Origin of the sequence: Polyangium sp. 15x6, assembly GCF_029960785.1 — a bacterium.
GTDB lineage: Bacteria > Myxococcota_A > Polyangia > Polyangiales > Polyangiaceae > Polyangium.
The window spans coordinates 99,272-112,709 of record NZ_JASBQE010000029.1 but is presented as its reverse complement, the minus strand read 5'-3'; the positions used below and the strand labels follow the sequence as shown (position 1 = coordinate 112,709).

The window sequence follows — 13,438 nt, the reverse complement described above, 5'->3', positions numbered from 1 at the left end:
TCCTAATCGATCGAGCTCGGAGGCTCGTAGGGCTTGCGGGTCGGCTTCGTCCCCGTGCTCTTCGTGGAGGGAGGCTGTGCCCCGGTGGAAGCCGGGCGTACCGTTTGCCCGACCGTTCCGGTTTTTCCGGACAACGCAGCCGTCTGCGCAGCCGCGGGCGTGCCGGCCGCCGGGGCAGGGTCGATATCGATCGCCTCGGCGGAAGCCTCGGGCGCGGGATTCGTGGGCTCGGTGCGCGGCACCTCGCCCGCCGCGATCGGCGGGAGCGGCACCGTATCGGGCAACCCCGCACGCGCGACCGAGAGCGGCGCCGCGCCGACGAGCGCCTGCACCCCGAGCCCTCCCACGAGGGTGAGCACGCTACAAACGAGCGCGACGAGCACGGCCGTCCCCCAGCGCGCCCGCGCAGGCGGCGGCGCGGGCGGCGTCGAGGCCTGAATCAAGGCCACCGAGGCGCGCGTCGTCGACGCCTCCTCGAGCGGCCGCTCCGGCCCGTCGGAGCGCCGCACGAGCGGGATCGTCAGGTTCATCCGGAACGAATCCGGCCCCGACTCCGCATACTGATCACGCAGCTCCGCGATCGCCTCCGTCGCGCGCTGGAAACGATCCTCGGGGTGGAGCGCCGTCGCGCGGGCGAACCAGCCGTCGAACCAGGGCGGCAAGACCATGCCGCGGCGCCGGAGCGCGCGCGCCGTGGGCATCTCCTCCGGCCCCTCGACGACGCGGCGGATGAGCGCGTAGACGCCGTGCTCGCGCGCGTCTTCCTGCCAGTACGCCTCGCCCGTGAGCATCGTGTAGGTGATGTGGCCGAGCGCGTGGATGTCGGTCGCGGGCCCGATCTGGCTGCTCTTGCCGGCGATCTGCTCGGGGGCCATGTACGTCGGCGTGCCGACGGCCTGCGTCATGTTCGAGTTCGTCCCTTCGGAGACGATCTTCGCGATGCCGAAATCGAGGATCTTCACGCACGGCGTGCCGTCGTCGCGCTCCGTGATGAAGAGGTTGCCCGGCTTCAGATCACGGTGGACGATGCCCCCGGCGTGGGCCTTGTCGAGCGCGAACGCGACCTGCCCGAGGTAGACGAGCGCCTCGTCGATCGGGATGTGGCCGCGCTTCTTCAGCATCGCGCCGACCTCCTCGCCGTGGAGCAGCTCCATCACGAGGAACGGCATGCTCGTCGTTTGATCGATGCCCGCGTCGGTCACGCGCACGACGTGATCGCTCCGGAGTTCGCCGGTGATCCGCGCTTCCTGGGCGAACCGCTCCCGCAGCACCGCGTCCTCGAGCACGCCGGGAAGCATGACCTTGAGCGCGCAGAGGCCGTGGGTGCGCTCGTCGCGCGCCTCGTGCACCGCGCCCATCGCGCCCGCCTTGATGCCCCGAAGGACACGATAACGCTCGTGAAATAGCGTTCCAGTCGGGAGAAAGACCACGCTCGGCGCGCCCATGCGTTCCTCGAATTATTCCCCATTATGCCAGAGTTCGGGCGCGCGGGACCAAGATCGTGCGCTTCGCGCGCGATCCGGATCCCGACACCCCTCGGGGGTATGGGGCGTGACTCGGCTCGCCGAGCTACGCCCCCAACGGCAAACCCGACCCTAGCCCTTCTTCCGCGGCCGGGGGATGTTGTAGGCCGAGAGCTTCGAGACGAAGGTACGTCGAGGCATTCCGAGCATCGCCGCAGCCGCGGTCTGGTTGCCCGCGCATTTCTCGAGCGCGTCGATCATGCGCTGCCGCTCGAGCGAGCCGAGCTCCTCGCGCAGGCTGCCCGACGAGCTCGTGTCCACCACGCCTCCGCGGAGCTGCGACGTCGCGTCGTCGGGCGGAACCGAGAACGACGCGAACGACGGATCGAGCGTCGTGAGCGGGACGGTGCCCGTGAGCGGCACGTTCCGCGGCGCAGAGGCCGTTCCTTGCACGCGTCCTTCCAGCACGAGGTCCTCGGGCCGGATCACGCCCTCGCAGAGCACGACGGCGCGCTCGATGGCGTTGCGCAGCTCGCGCACGTTGCCCGGCCAGTCGTAGCTCGTCATCGCCGCGAGCGCCTCGCGCGTGATCTCCGGCGGGCTCCTGCCGATCGAAGCCGCCGCGCGCGCCGCGAACGTCCGCGCGAGGGGCTCGATCTCCGAGCGACGCTCGCGCAAGGGAGGGATCGAGAGCGCGATGCCGTTGAGCCGGAAGTAAAGGTCCTGGCGGAACGTGCCCTTCTGCACCTCGCTCGCGAGGTCGCGGTTCGTCGCGGAGACGAAGCGCACGTCGATGGGCCGCGGCGCAAGCCCGCCGACGCGCATCACCTGGCGGTCCTCGAGCACACGCAAGAGCTTCACCTGGATGCCGAGCGGCAGCTCGCCGACCTCGTCGAGGAAAACCGTGCCTTTCTCCGCGGTTTCGAAGAGGCCCGGCTTCGAGCGCACCGCGTTCGTGAACGCGCCCTTCTCGTGACCGAAGAGCTCGCTCTCGAGGAGCGACTCGCTCAGCGCGGCGCAGTTCAAGCGCAAAAACGGCCCCGAAGCGCGCGGCGACTTGCGGTGGATCGTCTCGGCGAGGACCTCCTTGCCGGAGCCGGTCTCGCCGAGCAAGAGCACGCTGATCGGGCCTTCCGCGACGCGCTCGGCGAGCGCGTAGAGGCGCTTCATCGCCTCGTCGCGGATGACGTAGCTGCTCGGCGAACCGTCGCCGCGCACCTCGGGCTCCTCGTCGTCGACCTTGCGGACGACGAGGATCGTCGAGCCGAGGTTGATCGCGTCGCCGACGCCGAACTCCACGAGTTTCCCGGGCTCGACGCGCGTGTCGAGCAGGCGCACCGTCCCGCCCGCGCCCTTCTCGCGACGCACCGTGGTTCCGTTCGCGCTGCCGAGGTCCTCGATGCGCAAGGGCGGCCCGAGGTAGATCTGCGCGTGACGGCGCGAGACGGAGCCGTCGTCGATCCGGATGTCGCTCTCCTCGGCGCGGCCCAGGATCACCTTCCCCTCGGCGGGCAGCGGGTGACGGGTGACGCCGCCCGCGGCGAAGACTGCGAGCTCGAGGCGCCCCTTCACGTTCTCGTCGTTCCCTTCGTTCCGATGGAAAGCACCGCTCGCGGAACCGTAGGTCGAGCACGCCCCGAAACGCAAGCCACCATGCGCCTGCGTGGTCGCTTCGAACCACCCCCGCGGTGGGCCCGCGCCGTGCGTGGCCTCGCGAAGCGGCTGTCGGACATGGTCACGGTGGGCTCGCTTCCCTTCTCCCGGCGTCCCCGCTCACTCCGTCCAGGCTGCGAGGACACCGGACAGGCCCTCCACACGAAAAACGTTTCCTTGTCAACAGTCAAGTTCGTTGTGTGAGAATGCACCAATCGACCTCGGGTGCGGAGGTGCGCGCCCGATGGGGAGCCTGCGTCGCATCCCTGATGAGGCGAAGCATCACCGTAGGGCACGCGCGTCAGTACGATCTCGCCCCAACGAGGGCCCTCGAAGCGCCAATCGAGCAGAATCGGCTCGACAATCCCGTGACGGTTCCAATTTCCCGGCCATTTTCGCTCGTGGCATGGCGAATGCAAATTCATCCGTGCGAGGCATTCCTATGAACAGCTTGAAGACCCTCTACGAGCCACGTGTCCTTTCACTCCGCGCGGAGGTCGAGAATGATCACGTCCTCGGGGAGATCCTGGCGGCTGACGCATCCCCCGTCCTGGTCGAGTGCTTTTTGCTCGAATGGTTCGCCCGGACGCCCTACCTCACGCAGCCGACGGCGCGCTGGTCGCGGCGCGCCGCCGAGCAATGCGAAAAGCTCAGGCTCCACGCCGTCGCCCAGTCGTTCCGCGAGCACGCGGCGGAGGAAGACGCCCGCGCCTCGCTCGTCCTGCGCGACGCGCGCGCCGTCGCCCAGATCATCAGCATTCGGTGCGGCATCGCGATCGACGTCGCCATGCTCGCCGAGCGCCCGACCGTGGTCATGCGGGCCTATCGCGTGCTCAACGAGGAGGTCCTCGGGGCCGACCTTCCCCTCGGGTACGCGGCGATCCAGTACGAGATCGAGCGCGTCACGAGCGCGCTCTCCGTCGGGCTCATGATCCAGGCCCAGCGGGTGCTCGGCGCGGACATGGCCGAGCGGCTCCCGTGGCTGCGAAAGCGCGCGCCGGTCGGCGTGGGGCGCGCGGCGCTTCATGCCTCGACGCTGGAGAAGATCCTCGACGGAATGCCCGAGGCCGCCGAGCAGCTCGCGGAGATCGGCGCGGGCGCGCTCGACATCTACCGGCATTTTTTGCGCGAATGCGTGCAAGCCGCGCAGGCGAGCGCCCGCGCGATCACGGGCGAGCGGCCCTCGAGCCCGCGGAGCTCGCGGCCCGAGCTCTGCTACTGAGAGGAATGGGTTTTACAGGGAGGTACGGGCGACCCTGCGGAGCCGCTCGATTCCTTCCTCCACGTCGGCGGGCGTGATGTCGCGGAAGCGGAGCGGCGAGGGGCCGGATTTCTCAGGGTCGTAGACGAGGCCGCGCGGGCGCACGTTCCCCTGGCGGAGGACGTCGGTCACGAAACGGACGCGCTCCTCCTGATCGGCCGGGACGAGCTCATTTTCGTATTTCGCGAGCACCTCGGCGATGTGCTCCTCGATGCGTTGCTTGTCGAGCTCGGTCTCGGCGACGCCGGTGATGATCGGGATCAAGAGGTTCGCGCGCTCGAGCGGCAAGTAAAGGCCGCGGGCCGTCCGCGCCACCGTCTTGAACACGTCCTCGGCGCCCACGTACTGGCGCAGCGTGGGCAGGCAGCCGACGGCGTGAATGACGATGCCCATCTCGCGGGCGTTCTCGGCCTGCGCATACCAGTGGTGCCCGCAGGGGCAGCCCTGGGGGAAGGCGTCGCCCGAGGGCTCCACGCCGTGCGGCGGCGCGTCGCCGACCCAGACGACGACACGCGCCGCGCGGGGCCGCCAGTCGAGCCGCACGAGGTCGTACAGCCCGTCCGTCACCGATTCGGGGCCATCACCGCCGCCCGAGGCTTGCATTCGCTCGACGCCCTTCTTGATCGACGCGATATCGTCGGTGAGGGGCACGACGCGGCTCGCGAAGGAGCGATCTTGCGGAGGATGGTCGCGATAACTCACGAGGCCGAGGCGCAGGCTGCGGCAAAGCGGGGCGCGCCGGAGCGCGTCGATGATCTCGACGAGCCTGCGCTTCACCTCCTCGATGTATTCGCCCATGCTGCCCGTCTCGTCGACGAGGAACACGAGATCGAGCTCGCCGACCCCGGCGCTCGCCACGCGGGCGAGCATCTCGGGCGAATACGCCTCGGAGTCGCTCGATTGCAAGGGCGGCGCGCCTTGCGACCGGCCTTGCTGCGCCCGACCGACCGGAACCGGCGTATCCACGGGTTCCGGGGAGATACGTGCATCGATCTCCGCGAGCTCGCGCGACGTGGTCGGCGCGTCGTCCTCTTCCATCGGCATGAAGTCCATTGCTGGCGCCGGGGGCGGCGCCTCTTCTTTCTCGCCGAGCCCGAAGGCTTCCTTCACCTTCGAAAAAAACCCTCCGCCTCGCTTGGGCGCTTCGACCGACTCGGGGACGAATGCCGACTTCGCGAGCGGCGGCGCAGGCTTGGCGGTGCTTGGCCCGCCAAGCGTTGCTCGCGACCGAGGCGCCCCTCCCGGCGCGGGAGGCGCGGCCATCGCGGGGCGCGCCGGCGCGGCGGGGGCGGCACGCGGGGCCGCAAGGGCGGGCGCAGACGTTCGAATCGTGCCGGCGCGCGTGCTCCTGGAACGCTCCTCCGCGCCATCCTCGAACGCGTCCTCGTCCTCGAAGGAGATCGAACGGGCGGAGAGCATATCCATCGCGCCGCCGCCCCCTCTCTCCCGCCTTGCTCCGCCGCCCTTCGCCATTTTCTCGACGAACTCTCCGGCGCCTTCCGCGACCGGTTCGTCTACTGCCTCCTCCTCGTGCGAGGCCACGGCCTCCATTTGCACCTTCTTCGCGGGCCCCTCGACGCGTTTTTCGCTGTCCTCGGCCACGAGCGCCGTGTACGGGCTCAGCAATTTGTGCTTGAGCGCGAGCGCGAGCACCTCCATGCGCACCTCGGCCGCCTCCCCGGGCGCCTCGGCGAGCCGGGCCAGTCGTGCGTCGATGCGGAGCCTCGCCCAGAGCCTTTCGAGCCCCGGGATCTGATCGGATTGCTCCGGCAGCTCCACGTCGACCTCCTGCCGGAACGGCTCCCCCGTCGCGCGCTCGGCCGTGAGCACGAGCCGGCTCTTCCCCGACCCGGCAAAACGCCCGAGGAGTTGCACGGTTTGTCCTCCAAAGAGCTCGGGCGCCGGCTGCGGATACACGTCCACGGGCATCGCGTCGTCCCAGGACAAACGCAGGTTCGTGAGCACGGGGCCGGCCTGGCGGACGCGGCGCGCGAAACGTGGCACGACGGTCTCGACGTCCTCGCCGGGCAAGAGCACGTCGCTCGCGCCTCCGCCCGCCCGCGCGAGCCGCTCGACGAGATAACGATTCACCGAAGGCCCCACGCCGAGCACGTACAGGCGCGTCTCCTTGCCGAGGATCTCCGGCGCACGCCGGAAGATCCGGCCCTCGTTGCCCACGGCGCCGTCCGTCAGCAAGACGACGAGCCGCGTCCGGCCCTTCTCGGATTGCAATTTCGCCGCGCGGACGAGCGCCTCTTCGAGCTCCGTGCCGCCGCGCGCCGTCATGCCTCGAAGGAACACGTCGATCTGCTCGACCCATTCTTTCGTGATCGGAACGAATTTTTCTCCTTGCTGGTCCGCGGCGATCCGGTCGTGATCGAACACGAAGACCTGCGCGCGATCGGCCGGCCCGAGGTGATCGAGGATCGAGCGCACCGCGCGCCGCGCCTGCGCGAGGCTCTGGCCGCGCATCGAGCACGAGCGATCGACGAGGAAGACGACGTCGCGCGGGAGCCCGACCTTGGCGAGCTCGCGCGTCGCCGCCACGACGGCGCCGCAATACTCGCATTTCCACGCCGGCCCGAGGCCCGGCCATTCCTTCACGACCGAAGGGTCCCGGAGCGCGCCGCCGCAGTTGTTGCAGCGGAACGTGCGGTGATCGCCGGCCGGGCCGGCTTCCGCGAGCGAGAGATCCTCGATCGGCGCAACGGGCGGCGTCACGACGAGCAGGAACGTGCCCATCTTGTCGGCCTGGCGCTCGAAATGCACCCGCGGCCGCACGCCCTTGTCGTGTTGCGCATGATAAGCAACGACAAAATCCCGGTTCGGGACGGTCTCCGACGCGTGCAGCTTCACCCGGAATGCGCCGCCTTCGAGGGGCTCGAGGTCGATCCGGTGCGAGGGCGAGCGCGGCGGCTCGATCGGCACGCCGGGGCGGATCTCCACGCTGACGCTCACGTCCGCTTTCCGCTCGCCCGTCGCCGCGCGCGGCGGCCGAACCGCCCTCGCGTCCGGCACCTCGGCGGCCGTCCTCGCGTGGTAACGCTCGGTCGTCACCATGGGGAACACGAAGCGCCACTCGCCCTCGTCGAACGCGAGCTTCTCCTGATAACCGAGCGTGACCTCGATCGTCTCGCCGTCCGGGATGTTCGCGACGCTCAGCGTGAACAGGTTCGGCCGATCCTGTTCGAGCAAGGTCGCGCTGCGCCCCTCGCGCCGCGCGGCCTCGTAGGCGCGCTTCGCCTCTTCCTTTTCCTTGACGACGGCCTCGACCGTGCGCGCGCCGATGCGAAAACGCATCGTGTGCACCGACGCATCGTGCGGCAGCGGGAAGAGGTATTCGGCCTCGATCGGGCCGCCCGTCGTGTTGCGAAAGCGCTGCTTCAGCGTGACGCTCGCGACGGGGCCGCTGATCTTGGCCTCGACGTCGGTGTGCTCGAGCGGCAAAGGCGCGCCGCCGGGCGTGCGCATCGTCCCCTGGGTGATTCGGTCGGTCGTGGGATCGGTCATGGCGTGCCGACACCGATGCTACACGGATCGGCGCGGCTTTCGAGGGTCACGACGTGCGCTTGCTCGGGTCGAGCGCACAGAGCGAGGCGACGAGCGAGGTGAAGCCCGGCGCGCGCTCGTCGGCCGAGCGCGACGAGCGTGGTCCGTCCTCGGGCGAAAGAAGACGCTCGGCCGCGGGCAATCGATAACCCGAGCCGAGCGCCACCGCGCGCAGGAGATCCGACGCGTCCTCGCGCCGCTCCTGATCCCAATCCGTCTCCACGATGGACACGAGCAGCTCCGCTTGCAGCGGCACGTCGCCGATCGCGAGCGCCTCGGCCAGCGCGGCCCAGCAGAAATCGGCCGAGGTCGCCTCGCCGAGCAGCGCGCAGAGCCTCGCCACGCGCGCGGCGAGCCGCACGTCTTCGAGCGTGCCGGGGCGCGCGCGCCATTTCCGTTCGAGTTGCCCGAGCACCACCTCGGCGAGCGCGCGCGCCTTCACGGCGTCGCCGAAACACGCGAGCACCTCGGCCCGGCGCAGCTCGAAGACGAGCCGCTCGGCTTCGCCGGCCTCGACGGTGTAACGCGCGGCGAGCGCGAGCGCCTCGTCGGGGCGGCCGAGATGGCAAAGCGCAGAGAGCGCGGCCTCCTTGCGCGCCCATTCGAGCGACGGAGGATCCGTCGCGCCGCGCCGCGAGACGAGCGCGAGCGATACCACGTCCTCGAGCCTGCGCGCCGCGAGCAGCGCCGAGAGCGTCTCCGTCGCCGACGCGAGCGCGATCGCCCGCGCCGCGGCCGGCTCCAGCGCGAGCACGCTCTCCCATTGCGCGCGCGACACGCGGAGCTGCCCCGCGCCGATCTCCGCGCCGAGCCCGAGCGAACGCACCCGCCCGAGGTGCAAGAGCGCCTCGTCGAGCCGACCTGCCGCGCGCTCCGCGGCGCCGAGCCCGACGAGCGCCGACACGGCGAAGGAGAGCGCCTCGGCCGATCGTTTTTGCCGGGCGATTGCTGCATAGAACCGGACAGCGGCCTCCGCGACGCGGCGCGCGTCCTCGTGACGGCCGAGGTGACCTGCGACGATCGCGGCCTCCTCGAAGCACGGGGCGAGCGCCGCGACCCTGTCCTCACGGCTCTGCGCGAGCGCCCGCGCGAGCGCCTGCGTGATCGCCCCCGACCAGGCGGCGAGCTCCCATCGGACCGCGCGGCCGCGAAGGGTGAGGAATTCATCGGCGACGAATCGATCGTCCACGCCCGAGCGCGCCGCGGGCGAGCGCTGTGCAGCAAGGTTCATGCGAGCCTCGTGGAAAAAGCATGGGTCCGCGCGCCGCGCGGCGCGGGCAACCGGCGTGTCCGGCCCGCCCTCGCCGCGTCCCTCTACCGACCGCGGTGCGTCTGCTCTCTTTAATGGATCGCCGGGCTCATTTCAATGCACGAGGCCCTTCGCTCGGACGCATAATGTCCGAGCATGGCCCCACGCGGGAGCGCTGCTAGCCTCGCCGCACGATGGCCTCGAAAGACCTCCTCGAACCGCTCGCGTTTCGCAACGGCCGCACGGCGCGCAATCGCATCGCCCTCGCCCCCATGACGAACCAGCAGAGCCACGCCGACGGCACGCTCTCCGACGACGAGCTCCGCTGGCTCGCCCTGCGGGCCGAGGGAGGCTTCGGCATCGTCGCCACGTGCGCGGCGCACGTCACGCTGGACGGCCAGGGCTGGCCCGGCGAGCTCGGCATCTACGACGACGCGCTCCTGCCGGGCCTCACGCGCCTCGCCGCGGCGCTCCGCGAGCGCGGCGCCCTCTCCATCGTGCAGCTCTACCACGGCGGCGCCCGCGCCGACGCGAGCGTCACCGGCGAGCGCCCGTGGAGCGCGAGCGAGATCGAAGGCGACCCCGCGAACCCCCGCGCGGCCACGCCCGAGGACATCGAGCGCGTGATCGCCGCCTTCCGCGACGCCGCCGTGCGCGCGCACCGCGCGGGCTTCGACGGCGTCCAGCTCCACGGCGCGCACGGCTACCTCTTCGGCCAGTTCTTGAGCGCCACCGGCAACAAGCGCGACGACGCCTACGGCGGCTCCTTCGAGAACCGCGCGCGGCTCCTCCGCGAAGCCACGCGCGCCGTGCGCGCCGCCGTCCCTGCGTCGTTCCTCGTCGGCGTGCGCATCTCGCCCGAGGACTGGGGCCAGGCGAAGGGCCTCGACCTCGACGAGAGCTCGACGCTCGCGGGATGGCTCGCCGAGGACGGCATCGACTTCCTCGGCGTCTCGCTCTGGGACAGTTTCGCGAGCACGAAGAAGCGCCCCGACGAGCATCCCATCCCGCTCTTTCGCCGCGCTCTCCCGGATTCCATCCCGCTCTTCGTCGCGGGCAAGATCTGGACGCGCGCCGAGGCCGAGTCGCTCCTCGCCCTCGGCGCCGACGGCGTCTCGCTCGCCCGCGTCGCCATCCTGAACCCCGACTGGCCGCTCCGCGTGCGCGACGCCACGTGGGAGCCGAGGCGCCCTCCGATGACGGCCGAGGAGCTCTCCGAGCGTGGCCTCAGCCCGAGGTTCATCGACTACATGCGGCGCTGGAAGGGTTTCGTCGCTGACGAAGCGCGCTAGAACGCCGCGCAGAAAAAACGCTCGCGAGGGCGCGGGGAAGAAGGGGTCCGGGAAACCCGCGCCCCCGCGAGCGCCGTGACGCACGGCGGTCGACCAACGAACCGCCGTACCACGACGTCCCTTCTAAACCACTTCGGATGCTTTTGCAACAGTGTTGCATTGCGCCGTTCCCTTGACGCCTCCCGCCTCTCTTTCCAAGATGCCGGGGCGATGCGGACCCCGCGATCCTCCGAGGTAAAACGTTACGCGGCGATGGCGGCCGTGGCGATCGCCTCCGGGCTCGGCATCACGTGGCTGCTCTTGCCGCCCGCGCCCGAGGCGCCCGTCGTGCATCCCACGCCCGAGCTGCGCGTCGCCGGCATGGCCGTGCCGATGCAGGGCGACCCGGTCGCGAACGCGCTCGACCTCGTGCGCAGGTACGCCTCCGGCGAGATCACGATCAAGCTGCCCGACGGCACGGGCCGCAAGATCCGCCGCGGCGCGCTCGGCGCCGAGATCGATCGCGTCCGCCTCGCGGGCTTCGTGCGCGAGGCGCTTCGCCCCGAGAGCCCCCTCCGCCGCGCCCACGACCAGACGAACCCCGGCAAGCCGCTCGACGTCCCCCTGCCGCTCATCCTCGACGCCGAGGCCGCCGTCGACAAACTCCTCGCGCTGAAGAGCGAGCTCGACGCGGCCGCGACCGACGCGTACGTCGACCTCGCCCAGAAAAAACTCGTCCCCGAGAAGGACGGCCACAGGCTCGACGTCTACGGCACGATCGCGCGCATCGACGCGGCCTTCCGCCAGGGCGCGGACGAGGTCGCGGCCGCGGTGGAGAACGTCCCGCCCAAGCGCCGCGCCGAGCAGATGGGCAACGTGAAGTTCGACCACGTGCTCGGCTACTTCGAGACGCGCTACACGCAAGGCGAGCGCACGAGGGACCGCACGTACAACCTCCGCCTCGCGGCCTCGAAGCTCGACGGCGCCGTGGTCATGCCCGGCGAGGTCTTCGACTTCAACGACGTCGTCGGCCCGCGCGACGAGGCGCACGGCTACCGCGTCGCGACCGTCATCGCGCAGGGCGAGCTCGTCGACGGCCTCGGCGGCGGCACCTGCCAGATCTCCGGCACGCTGCACGGCGCGGCCTTCTTCGCGGGGCTCGACATCGTCGAGCGGTACCCGCACTCGCGGCCGAGCTCCTACATCAAGCTCGGCCTCGACGCGACCGTCGTCTATCCGACGATCAGCTTCCGCTTCCGCAACCCCTTCGACTTCCCGATCGTCCTGCACGAGACGGTGTCGAACGGCGTCGTGCGCGCCGAGATCCTCGGCCCCGAGCGCCGCCACACGGTCACGTACTTCCGGCGCATCGACGAGGTCCTGCCGTTCGAGGAGGTCGAGCGCCAAACACCAAAACTCCCCGAGGGCACGCGCGTGCTCGCGCAGCGCGGCATCCCCGGCTTCAAGACCACGAGCTCGCGCGTCGTGCGCGACGGCGCGCACGCGCTTCGTTACAAGTGGAGCGACTCGTACCCGCCGACGGCGCAGATCATCAACGTCGGCACGGGCCCGAAGGAGCTCGACGTCAACGCGAAGGACGACGAGCACCCCGAGTACGTCGTGGACGAGTACCTCGTGGTCACGCAGGGCCCCGACATCCGCACGCCGGGCGTCCCCGAGCCCCAGCCGGGCGGCGGCACGATCGAGAGCCGCGAGCCCGGACAGACGGGCAAGGCGGGCTACTACGAGAAGCTCGGCTTCTCGCACTACCGCAGCAAGGACACGGCCGAAGGCGCGAGCGAGGGCGAGGCGCCGGCGGCGCAGCCTGCCTCGGCGGACGCGAAGGAAGGCGACAAGGCCAAGAAGCCCGAGGACGACAAGGGCAAGAAGAAGAAGCGCAAGAAGAAGAAGCCCGCGGCCGAGAGCGGGACCTGACAACCTCCACGCGTCGGGGTACCCTCCGCCGCCGTGCTCTCCCCCCACGTACGCTTCGAGGGGTTCACCGCGACGGACTGGGTCCGCGTCCTGTCGCTCTTCCGGCCGCGTCGCACCACGGGCGAGCTGCGTGATCCGAACCGCCCGCGCGGCGGCGTGATCGCCATCCACGACCGCGGCCGCCTGCGCAAGCTCCTGCACACGAACGTAGGTCGCCTCGGGATCGAGGACATCGAGTGGCCGATGACGGCCGAAGACCTCGCGAAGCGAAACGATGCGAGCTTCTGCATCGTGCTCGAGAGCGGCACGCTCGAACGGATCATGGAGCGCTTCGCGTCGCGCTCGCGCAAGGGCGACGACCTCGCGACACAGACGGTCACGCTCTTCTCGCTCGCGCAAGCCGAGCTCGCGGCGGGCCGTCTCTCGGCGTGGCCGCTGCGCCTGCGCGGCGTGCCGATCCCGACGCCGGGCATGGTGCGCACGAGCCTCGACGCAGTGTGCCCGATCGGCAAGGCGCTGGTGCTCGGCATCTTCGAGGGCGGCGAGCTCTGGACGAGCGTGGCGCTGCGTCGTGGTCAGGACGGCATCAGCTTGATCCTCGGCCCCGACGAGATCCGCGGCGACATGGGCCTGCTCTCGGGCGACTGGCGCCGCGACTACCGGCACCTGTCACACGCGATCGAGGATCGCGTCGGGCCGATCGCGTTCGGCTGTTACGCGGAGACGGCGACGTTCCGCGCGCTCGAAGTGGATCCGAGCCCGGGCGCGTGGGCGCGCGCGGCGTTCGTGCGTGACATCATTCTTTCGCCGTTGCCCGCGCCGATGGCGATCCCGCTGGGGATCGACGCGAGCCGCGCGGCATTTTTGGCGGTGCGCAAGGTGATGGAGCGCGTCGATTCGAACGGCGTGGTAGCCGGGTCGATCGAGCGATTGTGGGATCGGGCGGCGAAGAGCGCGCAGCATGGAGAGCTCGAGGAGATGCTCGGCTTCCATCCGCTGGAGCTCTTGCGGAAGCTGCTCGTGCGGGAGGATTGAGGTACGCCGGCGCTCGGAGCCC

8 protein-coding genes are annotated in these 13,438 nt (G+C 70.5%); 4 read left to right on the top strand and 4 right to left on the bottom strand.

All coding sequences use genetic code 11. The annotated features are described in order from the left end of the window. Positions 1-2: 2 nt before the first annotated feature. Both QHF83_RS22460 and QHF83_RS22455 read right to left on the bottom strand, forming a co-directional pair. Complete coding sequence (locus tag QHF83_RS22460) at positions 3-1,445, bottom strand: serine/threonine-protein kinase (RefSeq protein ID WP_282419947.1); 1,443 nt, start codon at positions 1,443-1,445, stop codon at positions 3-5. Positions 1,446-1,595: 150 nt separating this feature from the next. Further along, positions 1,596-3,035 carry a sigma 54-interacting transcriptional regulator gene (locus QHF83_RS22455; protein WP_282419946.1) on the bottom strand — a complete coding sequence of 480 codons (1,440 nt, stop codon included), beginning with the start codon at positions 3,033-3,035 and terminating at the stop codon, positions 1,596-1,598. Positions 3,036-3,558: 523 nt separating this feature from the next. Here QHF83_RS22455 and QHF83_RS22450 point away from each other — a divergent pair. After that, the gene (locus tag QHF83_RS22450; RefSeq protein ID WP_282419945.1) at positions 3,559-4,338 is read left to right on the top strand and encodes a hypothetical protein; all 780 of its coding nucleotides are present in this window, start codon (positions 3,559-3,561) and stop codon (positions 4,336-4,338) included. Positions 4,339-4,350: 12 nt separating this feature from the next. Here the strand turns inward: QHF83_RS22450 and QHF83_RS22445 are convergent, their stop codons facing one another. Both QHF83_RS22445 and QHF83_RS22440 read right to left on the bottom strand, forming a co-directional pair. Further along, positions 4,351-7,887, bottom strand: a complete 3,537-nt coding sequence (locus tag QHF83_RS22445; RefSeq protein ID WP_282419944.1) for a VIT domain-containing protein — start codon at positions 7,885-7,887, stop codon at positions 4,351-4,353. A 46-nt stretch (positions 7,888-7,933) separates the two neighbouring features. Beyond that, positions 7,934-9,157, bottom strand: a complete 1,224-nt coding sequence (locus tag QHF83_RS22440) for a hypothetical protein (RefSeq protein WP_282419943.1) — start codon at positions 9,155-9,157, stop codon at positions 7,934-7,936. Between the two features lie 212 nt (positions 9,158-9,369). Here QHF83_RS22440 and QHF83_RS22435 point away from each other — a divergent pair, with 212 nt between their 5' ends. The 3 genes from QHF83_RS22435 to QHF83_RS22425 all read left to right on the top strand — a co-directional run bounded on the left by QHF83_RS22435 (position 9,370) and on the right by QHF83_RS22425 (position 13,416). Next, positions 9,370-10,467, top strand: coding sequence for an NADH:flavin oxidoreductase (locus tag QHF83_RS22435; RefSeq protein ID WP_282419942.1), 1,098 nt, complete (start codon positions 9,370-9,372; stop codon positions 10,465-10,467). Positions 10,468-10,677: 210 nt separating this feature from the next. Further along, positions 10,678-12,381 carry a VanW family protein gene (locus QHF83_RS22430; RefSeq protein ID WP_282419941.1) on the top strand — a complete coding sequence of 568 codons (1,704 nt, stop codon included), beginning with the start codon at positions 10,678-10,680 and terminating at the stop codon, positions 12,379-12,381. Positions 12,382-12,414: 33 nt separating this feature from the next. Then, positions 12,415-13,416, top strand: a complete 1,002-nt coding sequence (locus QHF83_RS22425) for a hypothetical protein (protein WP_282419940.1) — start codon at positions 12,415-12,417, stop codon at positions 13,414-13,416. Positions 13,417-13,438 lie beyond the last annotated feature (22 nt).

Coding starts and splice junctions, on each gene's coding strand:
- QHF83_RS22460 (WP_282419947.1), bottom strand. CDS start 1,445: ATGGGCGCGCCGAGCGTGGTCTTTCTCCCGACTGGAACGCTATTTCAC.
- QHF83_RS22450 (WP_282419945.1), top strand. CDS start 3,559: ATGAACAGCTTGAAGACCCTCTACGAGCCACGTGTCCTTTCACTCCGC.
- QHF83_RS22445 (WP_282419944.1), bottom strand. CDS start 7,887: ATGACCGATCCCACGACCGACCGAATCACCCAGGGGACGATGCGCACG.
- QHF83_RS22440 (WP_282419943.1), bottom strand. CDS start 9,157: ATGAACCTTGCTGCACAGCGCTCGCCCGCGGCGCGCTCGGGCGTGGAC.
- QHF83_RS22435 (WP_282419942.1), top strand. CDS start 9,370: ATGGCCTCGAAAGACCTCCTCGAACCGCTCGCGTTTCGCAACGGCCGC.
- QHF83_RS22430 (WP_282419941.1), top strand. CDS start 10,678: ATGCGGACCCCGCGATCCTCCGAGGTAAAACGTTACGCGGCGATGGCG.